The sequence below is a fragment of the Rhizobium sp. NRK18 genome (genome assembly GCF_024385575.1).
Lineage (GTDB): Bacteria > Pseudomonadota > Alphaproteobacteria > Rhizobiales > Rhizobiaceae > JANFMV01.
On the sequence record NZ_JANFMV010000001.1, the window covers coordinates 4007629 to 4032609 of the forward strand.

Consider the following 24981-nt stretch of genomic DNA (forward strand, 5'->3'; position numbering starts at 1 on the left):
TGACTGATACAAATTTTGCATTAAGGCCCTATGGAAACGCGTGATCTACAGACCTTTCTGGCCGTGGCTGAAAGCGGCAGCATAACCAAGGCTGCCGAAGCCCTCGGGCGTTCGCAGCCATCGGTCACGCGCACCATCCAGGATCTCGAAGCGGAACTCGGCTTTGCACTTTTGCAGCGGGTGGGACGCCGCGTGCAGCTATCCGAAGAGGGCGTCGCCTTCGAAGAGGAAGCCCGGCGCCTGCTGATGTCCTTTACCGAACTGGCCGCCCGCGCCAAGACGATCGCTGCCGGCAAGGGCCGCATCCTGCAGATCGCAACGACATCGGCAATCGGCACCGCTCTCATCCCAACGGCACTTGCAGAGCTCAGGAACGTGGCTTTGCCGCACGAGACCCATCTGGGCCAGTTCCTGCCGTCGGTCGTCGCCCAGGAAGTGCGCAGCGGCCGGGCGGAGATCGGCTTTTCCAGCCTGCCGCTCGATACGCCAGGGCTCGATGTCCTGCGGCTGTACTCGGCACCGGACGTCGTGGCGCTACGTGAGGACGACCCGCTTGCAGCGCTTGACGTCGTGCCTCTTTCCGCATTGGCCGGACGCCGGATCGCAACCATGCTCAACCCCTTGCGCTTCCAGCTGCATGTGGCGCGCGCGCTCGCCTCCAAGGGCATCGAGACCGGTCCGGTCATCCGCACGAACATCTCCTACGGCGCCCTGCAGCTGGTGCGCGAGACCGGGGTCGTGGCGGTCATCGAGCCTGTGTCGGCCTATGGGCTCAGCCTGCCGGGCGTCGTCATCCGGCCCATCGATGTGACGGTCCCGTTCTACTGGGGCGTTATCGCCGCCGAAAGGCGACCGCTCCGTCCGCTGGCCGAAGCGCTGATGGAAGCGGTGGAAGCCGTCGCCGAACGCTCGATCGCCGGTTTCAAAAAGCTCGACCCGGCGCTTGCCGGCCAATTGGTGACAGGCCCGACATCGGCCACAAACCACGGAAATGACGCATGAGCGACACCACAACAGTGCCTAATCCCGAAGGTCTTGCCGCGCTCGAGGCGCAGCTCGCGCGGGATTTCGACTATCTCGAACTGCCAGCCAAGCCGTGGGTGCCGGAACATTGTTCGGACGGCAAGCGCGTGCGGGACGTCGTCGTCATCGGTGCCGGCATGTGCGGGCTGGCCGCGACCGCCAAGCTGGTTCTGACCGGCATCACCAATGTTGTCGCCTATGACGCCGCGCCGGAAGGCCTCGAAGGTCCCTGGGTCACCTTCGCGCGCATGGAGACGCTCCGCTCGCCGAAGTCGCTGACCGGCCCTGCACTCGGTTTGCCGCAACTTACCTTTCGCGCCTGGTTCACCGCGCAATGGGGGGCGGAGGCATGGCAGTCGCTGGACAAGATCCCCCGCACGCAGTGGATGGACTACCTGATCTGGTATCGCAACGTCCTCAACCTGCCGGTGCGCAACGGCGTGAAGATGACCGGCATTTCCTTTGAAGGCGACCTGATCGGTATCGATCTCGAGGGCGCGGAGACCGGCCGCGTCTACACCCGCCGCCTCGTGCTCGCCACCGGCCGCTCCGGCCTGGGCGGCTTCGCCGTCCCGGACTTCCTCCAGGGCATCGACCGAACGCTCTGGGCGCATTCTGCCGACGATATCGATTTCGATGCCCTGAAGGGCAAGAGGATTGCCGTGATCGGCGCCGGCGCCTCTTCCATGGACAATGCGGCGACGGCGCTAGAGGCTGGCGCGGGGGCTGTCGATCTTTTGATCCGGCGCAAGGAAATGCCGCGCATCAACAAGATGACCGGCGTCGGCAGCCAAGGCATGGTGCACGGCATGCTGCCGCTTGCCGATCACTGGAAGTGGAAGTTCTTCGATTATTCCGCCGCCACGCAGACACCACCGCCGCATTCCTCGACGCTGCGCGTCTCGCGCCACGAGAACGCCCGGTTCCTCCTCGACTGCGGCATCGTCTCCGTTGCCGAGGACGGCAAGGAACTGCTGATCGAGACGACACAGGGGCGGTTGCGCTACGATTATCTGATCGCCGCGACCGGCTTTACCAACAATTTCGACGGCCGGCCGGAATTTGCGACAATCGCGCCGCATATCCGCAAATGGTCAGACGGCAGATACAAGCCGGACATGGGGCCGCCGCGCGAGTCGCTGGTCGAGGCGCCGGATCTCGGGCCCGTTTTCGAATTCCGGGAAAAGGTGCCGGGGGAGTGCCCGCAGCTCAGGCACATTCACTGCTTCAACGACGCAGCCATGCTGACCCACGGCAAGGTCTCCGGCGATATTCCCGCCGTCAGCGCTGGCGCGGACAGGCTTGTTCGCGGGATCGCCGCCTCGCTCTTCGCCGAGGATATCGAAACCCATTACGCCAATCTCGTTGCCTATGACGTCCCCGAACTGGTCGGCGACGAATGGACCGATTCAACCCCTCTCTTGCAGAAGGAGACCGCATTGTGATCGACGCCATGGACAAGGCCGCCGGCCTTTCGCCAGACGACGCCGTTTTCGGCGCAAGGCGGTTTCGCCCCGAATTCGTCGAGGGCGCGGAGCTCTGCCGTCTGTCGGTGCTGGCCCCCAAGACCGATCAGGGCCTGCCGCCGGTGCTTCGCCTGGCGCTCGCCCGCCGCATGGCCGCGCTCAACAAGGATCAGGTTCTGGTCGAGGGCTATGACGCCGAGCTTGCCTCTCTTGGACCGACACCCGCACAGCTGACCCTCGCCCATGGCGATACCGATCTCGAAGAGCCGCTGGCAACGATTGCCCGTCATACCGATCTCGTCACCATGACGCCAAGCAAGGCGGCCAGGAGCGACATCGAACGGCTCGAATTGGCGGGACTGACCAATCCCCAGATCGTCGCGCTGTCCGAACTGATCGCCTTCGTCAATTTCCAGACCCGTGTTGCCGCAGGTCTCAGACTGCTGAGGTCGGCATAATGTCTTCGATCCGTCTGAAGCCCCTGAACTGGCACCCCTACATCGAGCCGGTCGCCCTCGCGGAGGCAACGCCCGAGCAGTTGGATGCCATGAAGGTGACACCGTCCGCCAAGAAGGTGTCGAACTATGTGCTGACGCTGGCGCACGATCCGGAGAGCTATGTCGCCCGCACCGTGCTCTTCAACGCCATCATGTATGTCGAGGGCGGCCTTGCCCGCCCTGACCGCGAGCTTGGTGCGCTTGGCGCATCGATCGTCAATGGCTGCAAGTATTGCGCCGTCGTCCATGCCCGTCGGCACGCCGAGCTGACGAAGAACGACGACGTCGTCACGGCTCTCTATCTCAACAAGCCGGAGGAGCTCGGGCCCCGCGATGCGGCGATCCACGCCTTTGCCAGCCGTCTGTCGGCGGCGCCTTCCGAGGCGACGGCAGAGGACATCGCGGCACTGAGGGAGGTCGGCATGAACGACGTCGAGATCATCGACCTCATCCATGCCATCTCGATCTTCGGCTGGGCCAACCGCCTGATGCATGTGCTCGGCTATGCCGACAATGAAAAATAGCGGTGCCGGCACCGATATCGCCACGCCGGACACGATCGCCATCGCCACGAACCAAGGGGACACCAACCAGAAATGCTCGAAATCAAAGACCTGAAGCTGTCCTACGGAAGCTCCCGGATCCTGAACGGTGTCGACCTGTCGGTAAAGCGCGGTGACGTCGTCTCGATCATCGGCCCCAGCGGCACCGGCAAGACGACGCTGCTCAAATGCATCAACTACCTCGCCAAGCCGGCATCGGGCACGATCACCTTCGACCAGATCCACATGGACTACGAACGCGCCGACAAGGCCGCCATCCGGGCGATCCGGCTGCGCACGGCAATGGTGTTCCAGCAGTTCAACGTGTTCAAGAACATGACGGTCATCGAAAACGTCATGGACCCGCTTGTCGTGGTGCAGCGCAAATCCAAGGAGGAAGCGCGCGAAATCGCACTGCAGGAGCTGGATCGCGTTGGTCTTTCAGACAAGCTCAACCACTATCCCTCGCAGCTTTCGGGCGGCCAGCTTCAGCGTACCGGGATCGCCCGAGCGCTTGCCGTCAAGCCCGACGTGATGCTCTTCGACGAGCCCACATCATCGCTCGACCCCGAACTGGTCGGCGAAGTCCTCAAGGTGATCCGCGATGTCGCGTCGTCCGGCATGACGTCGCTTCTCGTCACCCATGAGATGAAATTTGCGCGCAGCATTTCCAACCGGATCGTCTTCATGGACGGCGGTGTCGTCGCAGCCGACGGCAGCCCGGACGCAATCTTCGACGAGCCCTCCACGCCACGCCTCGCGCAATTCCTGCAGTCTGAATACTCGTTTCAATAAGAAGGGAACTTAGACATGTCCATCATCCATTCCATGACCCGTCGCCAGCTCGGCATCGCCGTAGCCGGAGGTATTTTCACGGCCCTCACGCTCTGCGGCGCTGCCCGCGCCGAGGACGTCCGTACCATCAAGATCGCCACGGCGGCCGAATCCAAGCCGCTCTCCTGGGGTGCGCTCGGCGAGGAGCCGCAGGGCTATGAGCCCGAACTGCTGAAGGCCATCAACGCCAAGCTGCCGCAATACAAGTTCGAGATGGAAGGCGCTGCCGACATCGCCCAGGAAACCGGCCTCGTGACCGGCAAGTATGACATGGCGACCGGTGGCTATTACTGGTCCGACGCCCGCGCGAAGCAGTTCCTCATCCCGAAGAACCCGGAAGGGGCGAGCATGATGAAGATCTACAGCCGCAAGGACAGCGGCATCCAGGAGATGAAGGATCTCGTCGGCAAGAAGATCGTGCCGGTCACGGCCGGTGGCGGCGTCTATCGTTTCGTCACCAAGTGGCAGGAAGCGAACCCCGACTACAAGATCGACGTTTCGACCTCGAGCGCCGGCATTCCCTATCCGGACCGCCTGAAGGAGGTTCAGAACGGCAAGTACGACGCGCTCGTGCTGCCTTCCAACCTCGGCGAGCAAACCGTGATCGACAATCAGAAGCTCGACATCCAGGCCTCCGAGCCGGTGGTGATCAACAACACCTACATCCTCATCCACAAGTCGGCGGAAAACGAGAAGCTTGCCGAGGACATCAACACGGCGCTCGGCGAACTGCGGGAGGACGGCACGATCGACAAGCTGTCCCAGAAGTGGTTCGGCGAAGAAATCAGCGAGTACATGAAGTAATCCGGCTTCCGGATTTCCTGAGATATCGTCAGCGGCAGGCTGAAGACACACCAAGGAGTGTTTCAACGTGAATCTATCCGAGATGATTCCCGAGTTGCTCTCGGCACTGCCGCTGACGCTGGCAATCATGTTCGTCGCGATGGCCGCCGGCTTCTGCCTGGCGCTCCTCGCGACGACGCTCAGGGTCCGCAGGATCCCGATCCTGAGCCAGCTAGCCGACCTCTATGTCTCCTATGCGCGCAGCGTGCCGGTCGTCCTGCAGCTGTTCGTCGCCTTCTACGGTCTGCCCCTCGTGGTCGGCCTGATGGGCATCGAGGACTTTTTCTCGGCCAACGTCGCAGCCATGGTCGGCCTCAGCCTCTATCACGGCGGCTATCTGTCGGAGGTCATGCGGCCGGCCTATCTTGCCGTCGACCGCGGCCAGCACGATGCCGCCGACAGCCTGGGATACACCTTCCGGCAGAAGGTGACCCGGATCGTCGGCCCGCAGGCCGTGCATATCGCGCTTCCGGGCTATGGCAACTCGATCATCTACCTGATCCACAACGTCGCCCTGGTCATGTACATCGGCGCGGCTGACGTCATGGCGACGGCGCATCTCGTCATGGAGCGAGATTACAACCAGTACCAGTTCGAGACCTATCTCATTCTGGCGGTGATCTACTCCATCCTCTGCCTGATCACCTGGCTCATCGTGCGCTTCTTCGAGCAGCGTTCCGCCAAATACACCGTCAAGGGCGCGCAGGTAAAACTCGTCGCCATGCCCAGCGTCTGACCGGAGACAAGATCCATGTTCGACATCAGCGTCCTCTGGCCGGATTTCGTCAGCATCATGAGCGCAGTGCCGCGCACGCTCGTCATGGCGGTGGCGATCTTCATCCTGTCGACCCTCATCGGCAGCCTGTTCGCGCTCGCGGAATATCGCCGCATCCCGATCCTCAGGCACCTGGTCATCGCCTACAAGATCGCCTTCAAGGGCGTACCGATGGTCGTCGTCGTCTTTCTCGCCTATTACGGCCTGCCGGCGACACTGCACTTCCTGGCCGCAACACTCGGCATCGACTTCAACGGCCACACGACACCGAACTGGGTGACGCTCATCGTCGCGCTCACCGCCTGCGTGGCGGCGTTCCAGGCCGAAGTCGTGAAGGGTGCTCTGAACTCGTTCGACACCGGACAGGCCGACGCGGCCTATTCGCTCGGCTATCGGGGCACGCAGATGTTTCGCCGCATCCTTCTGCCGCAGGTCACCGTCGCCGCCATTCCGGACCTCGCCAATTCGTTCATGGTGATCATGAAGGCGCTGTCGCTCGGATTTGCGATCGAAGTCGTCGACATCTTCGCCCAGTCACAGCTGACCGCCGCGTTGAACTTCTACTATCTCGAAGCCTTCCTCGTCGCCGTGGTCATCTACATGGTGATCGCCTACCTCGTCACCCAGATTGCCGACCGGACGGAACGGGCCCTGAGGCTGCGCAGCTGATAGCGGCAACTTAGCCGACCAGCTTGCCGGGATTGAAGAGATTGTCCGGATCGAGGAACCGCTTCATTTCGCCGATCCAGCGCAGCTTCACCGGGTCAGCGGTTTCGGTAAGCGAGTGGATACGTTTGGAACCCACGCCGTGTTCCGCCGAAAACGAGCCGCCGAGGAAGCGGATATCCTTGTAGAGGGCGGCTTCCGCCGCAGCGAGCGTTTCGGCGGGCATCTCGCCGCCGCGCCGGTTCAGGATGATGTGCAGGTTGCCATCGGCGATATGGCCGAAGATGAGGGGCTTCAGGTCCGGATCGACCGCCTGCAGGCCTTCTTCGAGGCGCGCCACATAGGCTTCGGTCTCGGAGAGCGGAACCGACACATCGTAGGACGGGGCTGCCGGGAAGGCATGATAGACCTGCTCGGTGTCTTCCCGCAGACGCCAGAGCGCATCGCGCTGGGCGAGCGAACTTGCAAGCACCGCCTCGGTTTCCGGGAAGCGCTCGAGCATCGTCTCGTAGAGCACGGCGATATCCTCGGCGAGGCGCACTTCGTCGTGTCCGGCAAACGACAGGAGAAGATTGACCGGATTGTCATTTCGATAACCGGGCGCGCTCCAGCCGTGATTGCCGGCCGAAAAGCCGAAAAAGCCGCTCCACATGGCTTCGGCGGCGGCAAGCTGACCGGACTTCAGCGTACGCGCCTCTGTCAGGAGCGCGAAGACGGCGGCAAGTGAGGGAAGTCCGAAGAGCGCGGTTGCGCCTTCCGGCACCAGCGGCTCCAGCTTGACGGCGACGCGGGTCACGATTCCGAGCGTTCCTTCCGCGCCGATGAAGAGATGCTTGAGATCGTAGCCGGCGGAGTTCTTGACGACCCGGGTCAGATCCGAAAACACGCTGCCATCTGCGAGAACGGCCTCAAGACCGAGAACGCGATGCCGCATGACGCCGTTGCGGAAGGCCATGATGCCACCGGCATTGGTCGATACCAACCCGCCGATCGTCGCCGACCCGCGCGCGGCGAGATCGATGCCCGGCGACAGCCCGTCCACGGCAGCGGCTTCCTGCAAGGTCTGCAATATGGCGCCTGCCTCGACGACCGCAACCTGCTCGACGGGGTCGAGACGCTCGATCCGGTTCATGCGTTCCAGGCTGACGACGATCTCGCCGGCCTTCGAGATGCCGCCGCCCACGAGCCCCGTCTTGCCGCCGTGCGGCACGATGGCGATGCGGTGTTCCCGGCAGAGCCGGACGACGGCGGCGACCTGGTCGGTGGAGCCCGGATAGACGACCACCCCGCAGCGCAGGTTGTCCGGATGCCAGCCCGGATCTGCGCCCAACACATCCGCGCCGGTCTTCACGTTCCTCGGCCCGACCGCCTCTTCAAGTGACGAGAGGAAGCCCGCGGGCAGGACGGCACTGTTATCGATCGCATTCACGGTGGTTGTCTTTCTTTGGGGTGTTACAGGTCCAGCACCATTGGCTGCAGCGGCCTGGAGCAGCAAAGCAAAACATCGTTCTCGTCCAGCTCGTCAAGCGGCTCCTCGAAATATTCCACCTTTCCTTCCGTCACTCTGCACTTACATGACCCGCAAATTCCGGCACGGCAGCTGAACTCGGGCGACAGGCCCTGGTCCTCGAGGAAGGAAAGCAATGAGGAGGCGGACGGATCCCAGATCAGGTCCTTTTCCGACTTCGAGAGACGAATGGCCAAACCGGAAGACACATCGGCCGATGGTACAGGCGCTTCCACCTTCCGGACCGGTGCTGCAGTTTGCGCGCCGAGCTTTTTCCCGTTGGTGAAGAACTCGTAGGCGATCCGCTCTTCGCGAACTCCAAGTCCGGTCAGGAGTCCGAACATGGCCTGCATGAATGGCTCGGGTCCGCACATGTAGACGTCGTAATCGTCAAGCGGCAGAAAGCCCTGCAGGACCTCGCGCGTGATCGTACCCGCCGTCTGGAAACGGACCGCGGCGTGGTCTTCATCCGTCGGCGTGCGGTAACAGATGTGGCTGTGGATGCCGGGTCTGACGGCTTGCAGCGCACGCACCTCGTCGCCGAGGGCCTGCACCTCGCCATTCTCGCAGGCGTGCAGGAAATAGACCGGACGGTCGCTCTGGTGCGCCAGCTCGTGCAGCATCGAGATCATCGGCGTCAGCCCGACGCCTCCGCTCAAGAGGAGGACGGCGCGCGTGCTGCATGCGTCGAGCGTGAAATCACCCGACGGCCCCGCGATTTCGAGCACGTCGCCCGGATTGACCGTGTCATGCAGCAGCGCCGAGGCGTGCTCGGTGCCGGGAGCGCTCTCGCGCTTGACCGTGATCCGGTAACGTCCCTGAAGGCTCGGCGGCGAGGACACCGTATAGGTTCGGCGCAGTGTCCTGCCCGCTTCGCCCATGGGTACGGGAATGTTGACGGTCAGGAACTGGCCTGCCTTGAAAGGCAGCCAGTCTCCTTCCTTTGACGGCTCGAGAAGGAAAGACGTGATGACCGCGCTTTCCCTTACCTTCTCGACGACGGTGAATTTGCGAAAGCCGCTCATTCCGCCGCTTCAGCCGTCACTGCGTTTTCCGCCTCGATCATCTGCGCCAGGCGTCGGCGGAAGCGCAGCGGGCCGACGTCGATCTTGAGGTCGAGGTTCGGTGTGTGCTTGTTGGCCATTCCATGATGGACGGCTTCGAGCACGGCCTTGTCCTCTTCGAAGGCGCCGCGGACCGACTTGGCGAAGCGGGCCGAGACATCCGGGTCGTCGGGTGCGAAATTGCGCATCTGGAACCAGAAGTACCGGGTGCTGTTCTCGTCGACCGGCGTCATGAAATTGTAGCTGTCCATCCAGAAGGCATTTGCCGGCAGGTTGGTCTCGTCACCACCGGTGCCAACCGGCGTGAAAATGGCCTTGATGATGGCATTCGACGGATAGCGCACTTCGTAATGCTGCTTGCGGTCGCAATTGCCGGAAAACTGCAGGAATGGCGCGTAGAAGGGTGCCGGCTCGCTGTCGAGCATCCACCGCCATACGACGACACCATCATCCTTGATCGTCGTCTGGAGCGGCGTTTCCTCGCATGCGGAACTCGCAAACGAGCTCTGGTGCACCCAGGCGACGTGCGAGGGGTCGAGCAGGTTGTCGGTGAGATAAAGATAGTTGGCGGCAAGCTGCATGGAGTCGCCACGATTGATGCCCCATGTCGGGTCGTCAAAGTGCTCGACCTCGAAGATGTCGTCGGGATTGGCCTTCTCGGCCTCGCCCATCCAGATCCAGATGAGGCCGTAACGCTCCTCTACAGGATAGGACCGTACCCGCGCCACATGCGGAATGCGCTCCGCACCCGGCACGCGGGTGCAGGCGCCGGAACAGTCGAACGTCAGGCCGTGATAGCCGCATTCGACGTCGTCACCCTTCAACCGCCCCATCGAGAGCGGCAGCTTTCTGTGCGGACAGGCATCTTCGAGCGCCACCGGGCGTCCGTCCGCGGTGCGATAGAGCACAATCGGCTCGCCGAGGATTTTCATCGGGGTCAACTGCCGACCAACCTCGTTATCCCAGGCGGCGGCGTACCAGGCGTTCTTCAAAAACATGTCACCCTCTTTCATTCGTTATCTCTCGTCGATGTTCATCGCGATCGGCCTTGGAGACAAGCAATCTGAATTGCTTTTAATTTTAGTTGAGCTAAACTGATCGAAAATCCGCCACGAGACCCATGTCAGAACAGATCTCGCTCAGAAACCTTCAGGCATTCGAAGCGATCGGTCGCTGCGGCGGCGTGACGGCGGCGGCCCGCGACCTCGGCGTATCGCCCGGCGCGATCAGCCAGCACGTGCATCTGATCGAGGAAAATCTGGGAGTGAAGCTGATCGAACGGCGCGGTCGGACGGTGGAGCTGACCTCCTGGGGAAAGCTCTATTATGAGGAAATCGCCAAGGGATTTTCACAAATCCGCGGCGCGCAGGACGTCATCGATCGTGCCCGCAATGCCGACGCGATCATCCTGAGTGCGCTGCCTTCCGTCGCCTCTCGATGGATCGGCCAGCGGATATTCGACTGGCATGAACAGCATCCGGACTCGAACATCAAGGTCGTCGGAACAGGCAGCGAACCCCGTCTCGGCCGCGATGTCGCGGACTTCCGCATAACCTATGGGGAGTCCATCGCGAACCACGAGCATTTCGTCGAACTTTTCACCGATTGGGCCGTGCCGGTCTGCTCGCCAAAGCTTCTGGCCGGCCAGACGCTCGAACGTCCCGAAGACCTCTTCTCGCTGCCGCTTCTCTTCATATCCTGGGACCAGCGATACAAGCCGCAGCCGCGATGGGCCGACTGGGCGTCCCTGATCTCAGCTCCCTTCACCCGGACGGACAGCGGGCTCTCCTTCACACTGTCCAGCGGCGCCATAGATGCAGCCGTCGCCGGACGCGGCATCGTGCTTGCCCAGGTCTCGATGATCACCGACGAGCTGGCGACAAAAAGCCTGGTCATTCCCTTCGACATCCGCCTGAAGCTGACCGAAAGCTACTGGCTCGCCTGGGACCGCGCCGCTCTTCAAAAGCCGCATGCAGCGGCCTTCAAGACCTGGCTCATCGCCATTTCACGCGAACAGGCGCGCCTGTCCGCACCTCCGGTTGCGCGTTAGGCAGACAGCCGCGCGGCCTGGCATCGATGCCGTTTCCGAATCCGAAACAACCATATTGACAGATCGTTTTCTTCTCGATCTATTTGTATAGTCAAATACAGAAGCAGGACCAAAACCTGCGCTATCACCGGGAACATAACGCCCCATCGTGTTGGGGGAAACTGGAGAGAACCATGCGGATGAATCGTATCCTGAAGGCGGCCGCAGCCACCGCCATCATTCTTGCCTCGTCGCTCAGCGCGCATGCCGCGGACGTCCTTGAAAGCGTCAAGAGCTCAGGCGTCCTGAAGGTCGGCACGGAAACCGCCTTCGCGCCGTTCGACTATATCGACGCCGGCGAACATGTCGGCCTGAACGTCGATCTCTTCGCCGAAATCGGCAAGGAACTCGGCGTGAAGATCGAATGGGTCGCCCTGCCTTGGGAAGGCGTTCTGCCGGGCCTCGAAGCCGGCAAGTTCGACATCGTGGCCGGCCCGGCAACCATCACCAAGGCCCGTACCGAGCGCTACCGCTTCACGCCGCCGATCGCCGAAGCAACCGTTGCAATCCTGAAGAAGGCTGGCGATGACACGATCAGCAAGCCGGAAGACATTGCCGGCAAGGCAATCGGCGCCGGCAAGGCGTCCGCCCAGCTCGATCAGCTCAAGACCTTCGGCGACACCCTGTCCAAGCCCGTGGAAATCCGCGAATATCCGGGCAATACCGAAGCCTATGCCGACCTCGCCGCCGGCCGCATCGCCGGTGTCGCCAATTCGCTTCCGAACATCTCCTTCGTCGCCAAGCAGCGTCCTGACACGTTCGCCGTCGTGCTCCCGCCCTTCGGCGTAAAGGCCTATTTCGGCTATCCGGGCATGAAGGATGCCGACCATGCGTCGCTGATGGACGCGATCGACCAGGCCATGCTGAAGATCAAGGCAGACGGTCGCCTCGCCGAAATTCAGAAGAAGTGGTTCGGCGCCAGCTTCGATACGCCTGATTTCGTCAAAGAACCCGCACTCTGACATCTATCGGCCGGAGGCCGGACGGGAGCACAACACGCTCCGCATCCGGCCTCTTCCTCTCCGCCGTCGAGCAAATGCGGACGACCTAGGCAATGTCTACAAAACTGTTCTGGCTGCTTGTGCAGGCGTCCGTCCATACGGTCGTCATCAGCATCGTGTCGATCGTGATCGGCCTCATCCTGGCGATCCTCATCTCGGCCTGCCTGCTTTCGGGCAAGCGATGGCTGGTGAAGCTTTCGCGCATCTATGTCAGCTTCTTTCGCGGCGTGCCGCTGCTCGTGCAGCTGCTGCTGATCTACAATCTCCTGCCGGTCATCGGCATCAACGTGCCGAGCGTGGTCGCGGCGATTGCCGGACTGGCGCTCTGCACGTCGGCCTATCAGGCGGAAAACCTTCGCGGCGGTTTTGAAAGCGTGCCGGTCGGCCTGATCGAATCCGCCGACATGGCCGGGTTGAGCCCTCGTCAGACATTCCGGCGCATCCGCGTGCCGCTCGCCATCCGCATGACGCTTCCGGCGCTCATCAACGAGGCCATCCTGATCCTGAAATCGTCCTCCCTGATTTCCGTTGTCGGCGTTGTCGAATTGACCCGTATGGCGCAGGACCTGTCGGCCAGCACATTCCAGCCCCTGCCGATCTTCGCCGCCGCCGGCCTTCTCTACCTCATCATCAACTGGGTGGTCGCGCTGCTCGGACGCGTCGTTGAACGAACCTTGCCGGGACAAGCCTGATGACTTTCGATACCACCCTGATCCTCGACAGCCTGCCGGCGATCTTCAAGGGAGCGCTGGTCACCCTGTCGCTGTGGATCGGCGGCACGATCGGCGCCGTGATCCTCGGCTTCTTCGTGGCGGTCGTCCGGCGCTATGGTCCGGCGCCCGCAGCGGCTGTCCTTGCGCTCTGCGTCGAGGTCCTCCGCGGCACGCCCTTCCTGATCCAGATCTTCCTTCTCTATTACGGCGGGCCCTATGCCGGGATATCGCTCGATCCCATTCCGGCCGGCCTCCTCTGCCTCTGCCTTTATGGCGCGGCCTATTTCAGCGAGATCTTCCGCGCCGGCTTCCTCGCTGTTCCGAGAGGCCACATCGAGGCCGCGGAGTGCCTCGGCTTCACCCGCGGACAGATCATCCGGCGGATCCTGCTGCCGGAAATGACCATGCTCGTGCTGCCGCCATCGACCAACATGTCGATTATTCTGCTCAAGGAAACGGCCGTTCTCTCGATCATCACCGTTCCGGAAATGACGCTGACGATCAGCGCTCTCGGCTCCCAGCAATATGCCTTCCTCGAAGCCATCTTCCTGCTCGCCATCATCTATTGGGGTCTCGTGGAACTGGCCGGCAGACTGGGCCGCGCCGCCGAAACCCGGCTCTCCAGATACAGGTTCTCCTAGCCATGACGACACCCGCCATCGAAGTCAGAAACCTCGCGAAGAAATTCGCCGACGTCACCGTTCTCCAGGATATCGACCTGGAAGTCGCACAAGGCCAGGTGGCCTGCCTCATCGGCCCATCGGGATCCGGCAAGAGCACACTGCTCAGATGCATCGCCTTTCTTGAGGAGCATTCGCAGGGCACGATCTCGATCGACGGGCAGGCGCTGGGCTTCTTCGAGAACGCCCAGGGCGTGCGTGAACGCCTCCCAGCATCCTCCATCCGTGAGGTGCGCTCGCGGATCGGCATGGTGTTCCAGCAGTTCAATCTGTGGCCGCACATGACTGCATTGGGCAATGTAAGCGAGGCGCTGAAGACGGTCGACGGCATGAAGAAGGCCGAGGCCGAAGAGATTGCCATGATGCAGCTGAAGAAGGTCGGTCTGGAGCATCGCGCCTCGCATTACCCGTCGCAGCTCTCCGGCGGCCAGCAGCAGCGCGTGGCGATTGCCAGAGCGCTGGCGCGTCAACCGAAGATCATGCTGTTCGACGAAGCGACATCGGCGCTCGATCCGGAGCTGACCGGCGAAGTGCTGAACGTCATGCGCAGCCTTGCCGAGGAAGGCATGACCATGGTGGTGGTCACGCATGAAATCGGCTTTGCCGCCTCCGTCGCCAACCAGATCAATTTCCTCGATCACGGCAAGCTGCTCTTCAAGGGCCCGCCGTCGGAGGTCTTCCAGAAACCGCGCCACCCGCGGCTTGAACAGTTCCTCGACACCTATCTGGACCGGGGCGCCTCCGCGCTGCTTTGAGAGTGGGCGGTCGCGAAACGATGCGAGACGAGATGACGCCATGAACGACAGGACCAAAGCATCGACCGTCGCACCGTCACTGCATCAGCGCATCCTTGGCGACATCGAGCAGAACATCCTGACCGGCGCCTGGCCTCCCGGCCACAGGGTACCATCCGAAATCGCCCTGACGGAGCAATACCAGTGCTCGCGCATGACGGTCAGCAAGGTGCTGGCCCAGCTTGCCCGGGCCGGCCTGATCGTCCGGCGGCGCAAGACCGGCAGTTTCGTTCTGCCGCAACGGACACACAGCGCCATTCTCGAGATTTCCGACGTCAAGGACGAGGTCAAGGCTCTCGGCCTGCCGTATCGCTACCAGATTCTGGCGCGGCGCATCCGGCCGATTTCCAAGGATGAGGAAGCCGGCTCGCAGCCGTCCAAGCGGCAGCAGATGCTGGACGTCGAGTGCCTGCATCTGGCGGATGGCCAGCCGTTCTGCCTCGAGGAACGGAGCATACACCTCGCCGCTGTGCCGGATGCGGCTGAGGAAGAGTTCAAGACGCTGTCGCCGGGCGCCTGGCTTCTCAACCATGTGCCATGGACGGCGGCCGAGCACCGGATCGCGGCGATAGAGGCTTCGGAGACGGCGGCGAAAAACCTTAATATGGCGGAGGGTGCGCCATGCCTCGCCATCGAACGTCGCACATGGCGGGCTGGCGAACCGGTGACCTTCGCGCGGCTCACCTATCCGGGCCACAAATGGACGCTGACCGCACATTTCATCCCCTCGCAGAACTGAGGGGCGGGCGCATACCCAATTTCTTTTCCGTAATCGGGAGATCACCATGCCATTGGGCAAGCATATACGCGACGAAGTCCGGGCACTGACACCGTACAATGCCGGGCTGACGATCGAGGAAGTGATGGCGGCCTATCAGCCCGCAAGCATCGCCAAGCTCGGCTCCAACGAAAACCCCTTCGGGCCGTCGCCGAAGGCCGTTCAGGCGATGAACGCTCTCGGCTCGTCGATTGCGCTCTATCCCGACCCTCTGGCCCGCAGTGTCGGCACCGCACTGGCCGAAAAGCTTGGCGTCGACCCGCAGACGATTATCTTCGGGAACGGATCCGAAGACCTGATCGGCGCCGTGTGCCGGGCTGTGCTGAACCCCGGCGATGTCGTGGCGACGCTTTATCCCTCGTTCCCGCTTCACGAGGACTACGCGACGACGATGGGGGCGACGGTCGAGCGGATCGTCATCGGCGACGACTTCGCCATTCCGCTCGACGACCTCATCGCAGCCGCCAATCGCGCCAAGATGCTGATCTTCTCGAACCCGATGAACCCGGTCGGCGCCTGGCTAGGCACCGAGGCGTTTCGCAGGCTGACAGCATCCTTGTCGAAGGACACCTTGCTGGTCGTCGATGAAGCCTATTTCGAATATGCGGCGCTCGAAGACGACTTCCCGTCGGCGCTCGAGGCGCTCAAGGGCTCCGAGCTCAACTGGCTTGTCCTCAGAACCCTCTCGAAGGCCTATGGTCTGGCGGGTTTGCGGATCGGCTACGGCATTACCAGCAGCCCTGACTTCAAGTCCTATCTCGACAGGGTCCGCACGCCGTTTAACGTCAATGCGGCCGCCCAGGCTGCCGCACTCGCCGCCATCGCCGACGAAGATCATGTGCAGGCCGGGGTGCGCTACATCCGCTCCGAGCGGGAAAGGCTGGCCCGGATATTGACGGATGAAGGCCTGAAGGTCGCCCCGTCGGCCGGCAATTTTCTCTTCGTCGACACCGGCCAGCCCTCCGATGCCGTCGCCACCGCGCTTTTGAGAAGCGGCACCATCGTCAAACCCTGGCGTCAGGAAGGCTTCCGCCACTTCATCCGGGTCAGCATCGGCAAGGCGGAGGACAACGACAAGTTCGTCGCGGATTTCCTTGCCTTCATGCGAAAGACATGACGACACAGGCGCAGTCGATGCCACCGGGATCTCCGCTGGCATCGATCGCGTAATGCACGCCACAGGCCGGCACGATTAACCGCGCAGTTCCTTGATATACGCCCGCCAGCCGCCAAGTTCGGTGATCTCGCGGGCGCCCGAAACCGCATGGGCTTCGCAGAGAAAGCCGGAGACCTGCGATCCGTCATCGAGCGTAAGCTTGCCGATGCCGAGCGGCGCCGGGATATTGGCCACGAACCTGCCGAAGCCAGCCGGCGGCAGTTTCCACACCTCGACCTCCAGCCCCTTGCCATCGAAGCCCGGCTCGCGGATCAGGCCCGGTTTCGGCGGCGTGGTGTTCGGCAGGACGAACAGGCGATAGTCGCCGGCCGTGCGGCAGGACTTGACCAGAGTGCCGCCCGGACCGGTCAGTTCGTGATTGAGCGGCATCCCGGTCAGATGGGCGCCGACGACCACGACGGAAATCGTGCCGTCATCCATCGGCTTGACGCGGCTTGCCTCGGGGATCGCGGCCGTCTTGTCCTTGCCCATGCCGGCGGCGAGCGCCCGGTGCATGGCGTCGGCAAAGGGGCCCAGCGCCCCGTCGGAGAAACCGGGGCCGATCAGCGTGACGCCGGACGGCAGATGGCCGGCCGGATCGAAGCCGGCGGGAATGGCAATGCCGGCATAGCCGAAGAGATTGGCGAAGTTGGTGTAGCGGCCGAAGTGACCGTTCCTGGCGATCGGATCGGCCAGCATCTCCTCGACGCTGTAAGTCGTCGGCGACGTCGGCAGCATCAGCACGTCGACCTTGCTCCACTCGACCTTGGCCTTCTGCCGCAGGGCCTCGAGCTTGTACCTGCCCTCGAATGCCGCCACGGCGTCGTAGGCTTTGGCGCCTTCGATGATGCTCCGCACCGTCGGATCAAAATCATCGGCATTGGTCGCGATGAAATCCTTGACCGCCGCCAGCCGTTCGGCCACCCACGGCCCGTTATAAAGAAGCTCGGCCGCCTCGCGGAACGGCGCATAGTCGAAGGGAACGATGGTGGCGCCGAGCGACTTCGCCCTTTCGATGGCGGCGTCGTAGAGCGCTTCATAGGCCTTATTGCCGTAGAATTCGCGCTCGGCGCCGTCGAGAACGCCGATCCGCAGGCCGGACGCCGGCAGGCCGACCGGGACGGCCTCGGCCGAGAACGGATCGGCGGCGTCATAGCCCTCCATGATCCGGCGCACGACAATGCCGTCGCCGACCGTCGCGGCGAAGACGGTCACGACGTCGACACTGCGGCAGGCAGGAATGACGCCGGTGTTCGGCACGAGACCCGGCGTCGGCTTGATGCCGACGAGATTGTTGAAAGCGGCGGGTACGCGACCCGAACCGGCCGTATCCGTCCCGAGCGAAAAGGCGACCAGCCCCGAGGCCATGGCAATGGCGGAGCCGGAACTCGAGCCACCCGAGACATAGGCCTTGTCGAACACGCAACGCGGCGCGCCATAAGGCGAGCGCGTGCCGTTGAGGCCGGTTGCGAACTGATCGAGATTGGTCTTGCCGACCACCAGCGCGCCGGCCGCCTTCAGCCGGGCGATCAGGGTCGCATCGGCTTCGGGGCTGTATTCGTAGGCCGGGCAAGCCGCCGTTGTCGGCAGCCCGGCGACGTCGATATTGTCCTTCACCGCGAAGGGAATACCCCACAGCGGCAGCGAGTTCGCCTCCGGCGCGCGCGCCATCAGCTCCTTGGCGGCAGAACGAAGCATGTCGTCCGGCGCACGGGTGATGAAGATCGCCGGGTCGTCGGAGGCATTGCAGCGGGCGATCACCTCTTCGACGAGATCGAGCGGCGTCATTCCCTTGGCGTAGGCGTCGCGAATGGATGAAAGGTCGAGAATTTCGGGCAGCATCAGATGTCCTCAAGCACGGCCAGCACATCGCCGGCTCTTACGTTTCGCCCGGCTCCGGCGCGCAGTTCCTTCACGCGGCCGGCAGCATGGGCAGTGATGGTGATTTCCATTTTCATGGATTCGATTATGGCGAGCGTATCCCCCGCCGCAACGGTCTGGCCCTCCTCGACGAGAACCTTCCAGACATTGCCGGGCACCGCGCTCTCGACGCCGAAGCATCCCTCCGGAATATCCCCGCCGGCATGGTGGCCGGGGCCTTCGTCGACGGTGAAACTGTCGAGCCCCTGCTCCTTCCAGCGCCGCCGCTCGGCCTCGAAGGCCGCCTGCTGGCTTGCCTTGAAGGTGGCGATGGACGCGGCATTCGCCGCAATGCCGGCCTCGTAGTCCGCATAGGAGAATTCGCCGTCTTCCACACGGATCGGGTAACCGCCATGCGGGAAGGCGGCGCGCGCCTCCGTCAGTTCGGCATGGCTTACCGGGAAGAAGCGGACCTGATCGAAGAAATCGAGAAGCCATGGCTTGCCGTGACCGAAGACCGGCGTCTGGCGCCAGGTGTTCCACATCTGGATGGTGCGGCCGAACAGCTGGTAGCCGCCGGGGCCCTCCATGCCGTAGATGCACATATAGGCGCCGCCGATGCCAACCGCGTTTTCCGGCGTCCATGTGCGAGCCGGATTATACTTGGTCGTCACCAGCCGATGGCGCGGATCGAGCGGAGTCGCCACCGGCGCGCCGAGATAGACGTCGCCGAGCCCCATCACCAGATAGCTGGCATCGAAGATGGTCTGCTTGACCGCCTCCTCGTCCGAAAGCCCGTTTATCCGGCGAATGAACTCGATGTTGGACGGGCACCATGGTGCATTCGGCCGAACCAGTTCCTGATACTTGCGCATCGCCAGTTCGGCATCCGGATCGTTCCAGGAAAGCGGCAGCCAGACCGTGCGGCTCGGAACCTTGACCGCGTTGATCGACGGCAGCGAGGCTTCGATTTCGCCGAGCAGACCGACAAGGCGCGATCGCGTCAACGCCGTGCCGTGATAATGGACCTGCAGCGAGCGGATGCCCGGCGTCAGGTCGACGAGTCCCGGCACTTTCTCGTCCTGCAGGGCCTGCATCAGCAGATGGGCGCGCAATCTGAGGCCGATCGAAAGCTGCATCGGTCCGTATTCGACCAGCAGGTTGTCATCACCCTGCCGGCGGTAGACGACCGGCACCTCGCCTTCGTCACTGCCGCCAATGATCGGCGAGCCTGCCGTCTCGCCGAGCCCGATGACCGTTGGGCCGGCCAGCGCGTCGTCAGGGCGGTGCACCGCATGAAAGCGGATCCTGTCGCCCGGCTTGAACTGGCCCATTTTCCACTGCTCGTCTCGGGCAATGACCGCCGGGCAGACGAATCCGCCGAGGCTCGGCCCGTCGGGGCCGAGGATGATCGGCATGTCGCCGGTGAAGTCGATCGCGCCGATGGCATAGGGATTGTCGTGCAGGTTGGAGGGATGAAGGCCCGCCTCGCCGCCATCTTCGCGCGCCCATTTCGGTGCCGGCCCCATCAGCCGGACGCCCGTGCGCGCCGAGTTGAAATGCACTTCGTATTCGGTCGAAAACAGTGTCTCGATGTCTTCCTCGAGGAAGAAATCCGGCGCCCCGTGCGGACCGTAGAGGACGCCCACCTGCCATTCCCGCGTCAGCGGCGCCGGCTTGCCGGCAGGCGTGACGTCGGTTTGCGAAGCGCGTGCGAGCCTGAGCACATGGCCGGCCTTCAGCGTGCCGGTGGCATTGCCGCCGAACTGACCCAGACCGAAGGTTGCGCGCGAACCTAGGACGACCGGAGCGGCGAAGCCACCGGCGACGGCCAGATAGGCGCGCTGGCCGGGGCCGTCGATCGTTCCGATAATGAGCGTCTGGCCGGCCTTAACCGACAACGCCGTATCATGCGGCACCGGCTCGCCATCGAGCTTCATCGGCATGCGCGCGCCGGCAAGGGCTATCGTGACGTCGGAGAAGAATTTCAGCACGGGACCGGAAACCGTCAGCTCCAGCGCTGCCGTCTCGTCATGATTGCCGACGAGACGGTTGGCGTGGCGGAAGGAATAGTCGTCCATCGGGCCGGACGGCGGCACGCCGACATGCCAGAGGCCGAGACGACCGGGCAGTTCCTGAAGGCTCGACTGCGCGCCGGGAGCGATCACCTCGATCACGTCCGGCACGAAGCCGAAATCCTTCAGCGCCGTCGTGGCGACATCACCTTTTCGGAAGAGGTCAGAGGTCGCAATCGCCTTCAGATAGTCGAGGTTGGTCTCGATGCCGCAAAGGGACGTGCCGTCGAGCGCCTTTTCCAGTGCAGCGATCGCCGATGCACGGTCGTCTCCCGAAACGATCAGCTTGGCGAGCATCGGGTCGTAATAGGGCGTGACCTCCGTCCCGGTCTCGATCCAGCCATCGACGCGCACATCGGCCGGAAAGACGACCTCCGTCAGGAGCCCGGCGCTCGGCCGGAAATCCGCATGCGGCATTTCCGCATAGACGCGCGCCTCGATGGCCGCACCTCGCGGCGTCAGGGTCTCGTTTCCAGCCAGCACGTCTTCATCGGCCGCCTGGCGGATCATCCACTCGACGAGATCGATGCCAAAGACGGTTTCCGTCACCGGATGCTCGACCTGCAGGCGTGTATTGACTTCGAGAAAGTAGAACTCCTCGCGGGCCGGATCGTAGATGAACTCCACCGTCCCGGCGGAGGCGTAGGCAACCTTTTCGCCGAGCGAGATTGCCGCCGCGTGCAGACGGCTGCGGACCGCGTCGGACAATCCCGGCGCCGGCGTCTCCTCGACCACCTTCTGGTTTCGCCGCTGCAGCGAGCAGTCGCGCTCGCCGAGCGCGATCACCCTGCCTTTGCCGTCGCCGAAGATCTGCACCTCGACATGGCGGGCCTTTGAAACGAAGCGCTCCAGATAGACGCGGGCGTCGCCGAAACTCGAACGCGCCGTGCGCTGGACGCTCTCGAAAGCCGCCTTGAGGCTCGCCGCATCGGCGCAGAGCTGCATGCCGATGCCGCCGCCGCCGGCAGTCGACTTCAGCATGACCGGATAGCCGATCGCCTCGGCGGCTTCCAGGGCCGCATCGGCGCTGTCGAGCAGATCCGATCCGGGCAACAGCGGCACGCCGCTTGCCTTGGCAAGTTCGCGCGCCGTGTGCTTCAGCCCGAAAGCCGAGATGTTTTCAGGCTTCGGGCCGATGAAGGCGATACCCTCCGCCTTCAGCCGCTCGGCAAAGCCGATATTCTCCGACAGGAAGCCGTAGCCGGGATGCACGGCCTCCGCCCCCGTCGCCTTGCAGGCGGCGACGACGGCATCGACGTCAAGATAGCTTTCAGCCGCCGGCGCGGGTCCCAGGCGAACGGCTTCGTTGGCCATCAGCACGGCCTTCGAGAAGCGATCGGCGTCCGAATAGACGGCGACCGAGGCAATCCCGAGCCTCTTCAGCGTACGGATGATCCTGACCGCGATCTCGCCGCGGTTGGCAATGAGCACCTTTTTGAACATGGCTCAGGCCTCATCGTCCCAGACGAGGACGCGGATCGGTGTCGGATCGAAGCCGTTGCAGGGATTGTTGATCTGCGGGCAGTTGGAGATGACGAGAAGCACGTCCATCTCCGCCTTCAACTCCACATAATCGCCGGGCGCGGAAATGCCGTCGACGATGGTCATCTTCCCGTCCGGCTCGATCGGCACGTTCATGAAGAAGTTGATGTTGGGGGCGACGTCGCGCTTGCTCATCCCGTGCTTCGACACTTCGATGACAAAGTTGTCGCGGCAGGCATGCAGGTACTTCGTGCCATGCCCGAAACGCACGGTATTGCTCTCGCAGGAGCAGGCGCCTGCGGACGTGTCGTGGCGGCCGCAGCTGTCGGCGGTCATGATCGCCATCAACCGGCCTTCGCTCGACATGATCTTCGTGCCGGTCGTGATGTAGGCCGCGCCCTGCTCGCGCATGGTCTCCTGGTTGGAATAGCGCTCGGAGAAATCGGTCGCGTTATAAAACAGCGTATCGACGGCCTGCTGGCCGTAGCTGTCCTCGATGCGCAGGACCTGTCCCTTTTTCACGAAGGTCGAAAACGGTGCTTCGGCCGGAATGTAATGGTCCTGAACAGCATTCTCGGGCGTGCGGGCGGGTGATGTTGCAACAAAATCGGTCATGATGTCCTCCCTCAGGCTTCCGAAAAGGCGTTGTTCTCGAAGCCGCGAACGGCTTCGGCGGTTGCCGTTCGGCAGAGGTCGTCCGCCGCCGGCTCGCTTGCGGCAATGCGGGTCACGCTCACCGGATTCGGGGCATAGGCCGGGTTCGGATCGAGGGGATGCGGGCAATTGGAGAAGACAATGGTCATGTCCATCTCCGCACGAAGCTCGACATAGTCGGCCCCGTTCAGAAGCTCCGGCTTCCAGACGAACCGGCCGTCGCTGTCCACCCGAACCGGCGCAAAAAGCGCAAGCGCCGCGGGAATATCGCGCTTGTCGAGGCCGAGCTTCGTCGTGGCGATGATGAAGTTGTCGCGCGTGTTGCGCATCGCCTGGCTGTTGGCGGTCGCATATTTCTTCGCATTGGAGCTGGCGGTGGAGCCGCCCATCAGGCAGTCATGAGCGCCGGACGTGTCCTCTACGATCGAGAACATCACCTTGCCCATGTCGGAGAAGATCACCCTGCCCTTGCCAAGCCCGGTGGTCCACTGCAGCTTCACCGTATCGGGCAGGTTCAGCCTTTCGGACGGGTCGGCGGCATTCCAGGCAACGAGCGAAAGCGTCGAGAAGCCGTCTTCGAGGCTGACGCGCAGCACCTCGTTCTTCTTCACCTTCGTCGACCAGTACCAGCCGCCGGGAATGACCTCGCGGTGGACGATCCTGTCGGCGGCGATGGTCGGCGCCGGCAACGGGCTTTTGCCCGGCAGTGCCTTCGGGGCGAATTCCAGCCCCTTCTTCTGATGCTCTTCATAGCGCGCGCGGTTGGCGGCGATTTCTTCCGGAGAACGTCTGATGTGCACGGTTCTTCTCCTTCGTCGTTACGTTGGCCGGGCCGTCCCGGCTAGTGGCCTTCCGTGACCGGGCCGTCCCGGTCAGGCCGAATGAGAGATGCCTGGCCGGCCTTGCGCGGCGGCCAGATCGCGATGTCGCGGGTAATCGTCGCGCCGTAGCGGAGCTTTTCCTCCGGCCGGTCGCGCAGACGCTCGAAGGCGACGACCCGGGTCGCAAGCGTGAAGGCTTCGCGCATGTCGTGCGTGACCATCACCACCGTCATCGGGTTCTCGTGCCAGAGCCGCTTCATCAGCTGATGGATCTCGGCGCGGATACCGGGATCGAGCGCCCCGAAGGGTTCGTCAAGCAACAGCACCTTCGGCTTCATGATGAGGGCCTGGGCGAGCGCCAGACGCTGCTGCATGCCGCCCGACAGCTGTGCCGGATACTTGTCCTCGGCATGGCCGAGGCCGACTTCGGCGACCATGGCCCGCGCCTCGTCGATCGCCGCCCGGCGCGCCGCGCCAAACAGCCTCGCGGTCGCGCCGGCCGCCGTCATCTCCTTGCCGATCAGCACGTTGCCGAGGACGGTGAGGTGCGGAAAGACCGAATAGCGCTGGAACACGACGCCACGGTCCGGTCCCGGTTCGGGCGGCAAGGGCTCGCCGTCCATCAGGATGGTGCCGCGCGTCTGGCGCTCCTGGCCGAGCAGCATGCGGAGAAAAGTGGTTTTGCCACAGCCCGACGGGCCGACGAGCGCAACGAAGGCGCGGGATTCGATCTCGATGGAAACGTCTTCCAGAACGATCTGGTCGCCATATTCCTTCCAGACCTTGTCGATGACCAGCCGGCTCATGCGTTCTTCTCCAGGTCGGACCAGGGGAAGATGGCGATGCGCAGCCGATCGAGGACCAGGTCCGTGCCAACGGCGAGCAGCGTGATCCAGACGACATAGGGAAAGATGACATCCATCGCCAGATAGCGGCGGACGAGGAAGATGCGGTAGCCGAGGCCGGCATCCGACGAGATGGCTTCGGCAGCGATCAGAAACAGCCAGGCAGGGCCGAGCTGCAGGCGCACGCAGGTAAACAGCCGCGGCAGGATCTGCGGCAGCACGACGCGAAGCGCAATCTGCCAGGACGAGCCGCCGAGCGTTTCGGCCTTGATGATCTGCTCGCGCGGCAGCTCCAGGGCTTTCAGAGCCAGGTCGCGGATCATGATCGGCGTCACGCCGATGACGATCAGGGTGATCTTGGAGGCTTCGCCGAGGCCCATGATGATGAAAAGGATCGGCAGCAGCGCCAGCGGCGGCACCATGGAGATCGTGGCGACGAAAGGAGCGAGAAAGGCTCTGACATAGGGCAACATGCCGATCAGCATGCCGACTGCCAGCGCGATGGCCGTCGCGATGCCGATGCCCGAGAAAAGCCTGGTCAGGCTCGCCGCCGTGTCGGTCCAGAGCAGATAGTCGCCGGTGCGCGCATCCGCCATCAGCGCCATGCGATTGATGGCGTCGGCAAATCCCGCAAAGCTCGGCAAAAGCTTGTCATTGGCGTTTTCCGCCAGCCGCGCCGCCGAGCCTATCATGTAGGCGGTCAGCAATGCGGCGAAGGGCAGAAGCGCAAGCGCGAGCTTCAGTCCGTTCGACGGGCGCGTATTGATCCAGCGCATGGTCCTCTCCGGTGATCGAGTGGCAACGAGGACCGACCGG

24 protein-coding genes are annotated in these 24981 nt (G+C 63.2%); 15 read left to right on the forward strand and 9 right to left on the reverse strand.

Features of this window, described 5'->3' with window-relative positions; genetic code table 11:
• Positions 1-30 precede the first annotated feature (30 nt).
• From NN662_RS19015 to NN662_RS19050, 8 genes are all read left to right on the forward strand, one after another.
• On the forward strand, positions 31-1002 hold the full coding sequence (locus tag NN662_RS19015) for a LysR family transcriptional regulator (protein ID WP_261931771.1): 972 nt from the start codon (positions 31-33) through the stop codon (positions 1000-1002).
• Complete coding sequence (locus NN662_RS19020; protein WP_261931772.1) at positions 999-2468, forward strand: NAD(P)-binding domain-containing protein; 1470 nt, start codon at positions 999-1001, stop codon at positions 2466-2468. Before NN662_RS19015 ends, NN662_RS19020 begins: the two co-directional genes overlap by 4 nt.
• Positions 2465-2947: a CMD domain-containing protein gene (locus NN662_RS19025; protein WP_261931773.1), complete on the forward strand. Its 483-nt coding sequence runs from the start codon at positions 2465-2467 to the stop codon at positions 2945-2947. Before NN662_RS19020 ends, NN662_RS19025 begins: the two co-directional genes overlap by 4 nt.
• Entirely contained in the window at positions 2947-3510 is a 564-nt protein-coding gene (locus NN662_RS19030) for a peroxidase-related enzyme (protein WP_261931774.1), read from the forward strand. Before NN662_RS19025 ends, NN662_RS19030 begins: the two co-directional genes overlap by 1 nt.
• Before the next feature lie 72 nt (positions 3511-3582).
• On the forward strand, positions 3583-4323 hold the full coding sequence (locus NN662_RS19035) for an amino acid ABC transporter ATP-binding protein (RefSeq protein WP_261931775.1): 741 nt from the start codon (positions 3583-3585) through the stop codon (positions 4321-4323).
• A gap of 15 nt (positions 4324-4338) precedes the next feature.
• Positions 4339-5166 (forward strand): transporter substrate-binding domain-containing protein, encoded by an 828-nt coding sequence (locus NN662_RS19040; RefSeq protein WP_261931776.1) that lies wholly within the window; start codon positions 4339-4341, stop codon positions 5164-5166.
• Positions 5167-5233: 67 nt separating this feature from the next.
• The gene (locus NN662_RS19045) at positions 5234-5941 is read left to right on the forward strand and encodes an amino acid ABC transporter permease (RefSeq protein WP_261931777.1); all 708 of its coding nucleotides are present in this window, start codon (positions 5234-5236) and stop codon (positions 5939-5941) included.
• Positions 5942-5956: 15 nt separating this feature from the next.
• The gene (locus NN662_RS19050; RefSeq protein ID WP_261931778.1) at positions 5957-6649 is read left to right on the forward strand and encodes an amino acid ABC transporter permease; all 693 of its coding nucleotides are present in this window, start codon (positions 5957-5959) and stop codon (positions 6647-6649) included.
• A gap of 10 nt (positions 6650-6659) precedes the next feature.
• Here NN662_RS19050 and NN662_RS19055 read toward each other — a convergent pair whose 3' ends face one another.
• From NN662_RS19055 to NN662_RS19065, 3 genes are read right to left on the reverse strand one after another with little or no spacing between them, the layout of a single operon-like run.
• A complete protein-coding gene (locus NN662_RS19055) occupies positions 6660-8075 on the reverse strand; it encodes an FAD-binding oxidoreductase (protein WP_261931779.1) in 1416 nt (471 codons plus the stop codon).
• Between the two features lie 23 nt (positions 8076-8098).
• Positions 8099-9178, reverse strand: a complete 1080-nt coding sequence (locus NN662_RS19060; protein WP_261931780.1) for a 2Fe-2S iron-sulfur cluster-binding protein — start codon at positions 9176-9178, stop codon at positions 8099-8101.
• Entirely contained in the window at positions 9175-10215 is a 1041-nt protein-coding gene (locus NN662_RS19065) for an aromatic ring-hydroxylating dioxygenase subunit alpha (protein WP_261931781.1), read from the reverse strand. The genes NN662_RS19060 and NN662_RS19065 overlap by 4 nt, the downstream gene beginning before the upstream one ends.
• 122 nt (positions 10216-10337) lie before the next feature.
• On the opposite strand from NN662_RS19065, the gene NN662_RS19070 reads away from it, so the two are divergent.
• The 7 genes from NN662_RS19070 to hisC all read left to right on the forward strand — a co-directional run bounded on the left by NN662_RS19070 (position 10338) and on the right by hisC (position 16389).
• Positions 10338-11267, forward strand: a complete 930-nt coding sequence (locus NN662_RS19070; protein ID WP_261931782.1) for a LysR substrate-binding domain-containing protein — start codon at positions 10338-10340, stop codon at positions 11265-11267.
• Positions 11268-11440: 173 nt separating this feature from the next.
• Positions 11441-12268: a transporter substrate-binding domain-containing protein gene (locus NN662_RS19075; RefSeq protein ID WP_261931783.1), complete on the forward strand. Its 828-nt coding sequence runs from the start codon at positions 11441-11443 to the stop codon at positions 12266-12268.
• A 92-nt stretch (positions 12269-12360) separates the two neighbouring features.
• A complete protein-coding gene (locus NN662_RS19080) occupies positions 12361-12999 on the forward strand; it encodes an amino acid ABC transporter permease (RefSeq protein ID WP_261931784.1) in 639 nt (212 codons plus the stop codon).
• The gene (locus NN662_RS19085; RefSeq protein WP_261931785.1) at positions 12999-13661 is read left to right on the forward strand and encodes an amino acid ABC transporter permease; all 663 of its coding nucleotides are present in this window, start codon (positions 12999-13001) and stop codon (positions 13659-13661) included. The genes NN662_RS19080 and NN662_RS19085 overlap by 1 nt, the downstream gene beginning before the upstream one ends.
• Before the next feature lie 2 nt (positions 13662-13663).
• The gene (locus tag NN662_RS19090) at positions 13664-14455 is read left to right on the forward strand and encodes an amino acid ABC transporter ATP-binding protein (protein WP_261931786.1); all 792 of its coding nucleotides are present in this window, start codon (positions 13664-13666) and stop codon (positions 14453-14455) included.
• A 40-nt stretch (positions 14456-14495) separates the two neighbouring features.
• On the forward strand, positions 14496-15233 hold the full coding sequence (gene hutC, locus NN662_RS19095; protein ID WP_261931787.1) for a histidine utilization repressor: 738 nt from the start codon (positions 14496-14498) through the stop codon (positions 15231-15233).
• Between the two features lie 40 nt (positions 15234-15273).
• On the forward strand, positions 15274-16389 hold the full coding sequence (gene hisC / locus NN662_RS19100) for a histidinol-phosphate transaminase (protein WP_261932038.1): 1116 nt from the start codon (positions 15274-15276) through the stop codon (positions 16387-16389).
• Positions 16390-16464: 75 nt separating this feature from the next.
• Here the strand turns inward: hisC and atzF are convergent, their stop codons facing one another.
• From atzF to NN662_RS19130, 6 genes are read right to left on the reverse strand one after another with little or no spacing between them, the layout of a single operon-like run.
• On the reverse strand, positions 16465-18270 hold the full coding sequence (gene atzF / locus NN662_RS19105) for an allophanate hydrolase (protein WP_261931788.1): 1806 nt from the start codon (positions 18268-18270) through the stop codon (positions 16465-16467).
• Positions 18270-21806, reverse strand: coding sequence for an urea carboxylase (uca, locus tag NN662_RS19110; protein WP_261931789.1), 3537 nt, complete (start codon positions 21804-21806; stop codon positions 18270-18272). Before uca ends, atzF begins: the two co-directional genes overlap by 1 nt.
• A gap of 3 nt (positions 21807-21809) precedes the next feature.
• Positions 21810-22460 (reverse strand): urea amidolyase associated protein UAAP2, encoded by a 651-nt coding sequence (locus tag NN662_RS19115; protein ID WP_261931790.1) that lies wholly within the window; start codon positions 22458-22460, stop codon positions 21810-21812.
• Positions 22461-22471: 11 nt separating this feature from the next.
• The gene (locus tag NN662_RS19120; RefSeq protein WP_261931791.1) at positions 22472-23299 is read right to left on the reverse strand and encodes an urea amidolyase associated protein UAAP1; all 828 of its coding nucleotides are present in this window, start codon (positions 23297-23299) and stop codon (positions 22472-22474) included.
• 41 nt (positions 23300-23340) lie between these two features.
• Entirely contained in the window at positions 23341-24126 is a 786-nt protein-coding gene (locus NN662_RS19125; RefSeq protein WP_261931792.1) for an ATP-binding cassette domain-containing protein, read from the reverse strand.
• Entirely contained in the window at positions 24123-24941 is an 819-nt protein-coding gene (locus NN662_RS19130) for an ABC transporter permease (RefSeq protein ID WP_261931793.1), read from the reverse strand. The genes NN662_RS19125 and NN662_RS19130 overlap by 4 nt, the downstream gene beginning before the upstream one ends.
• Positions 24942-24981: the final 40 nt, after the last annotated feature.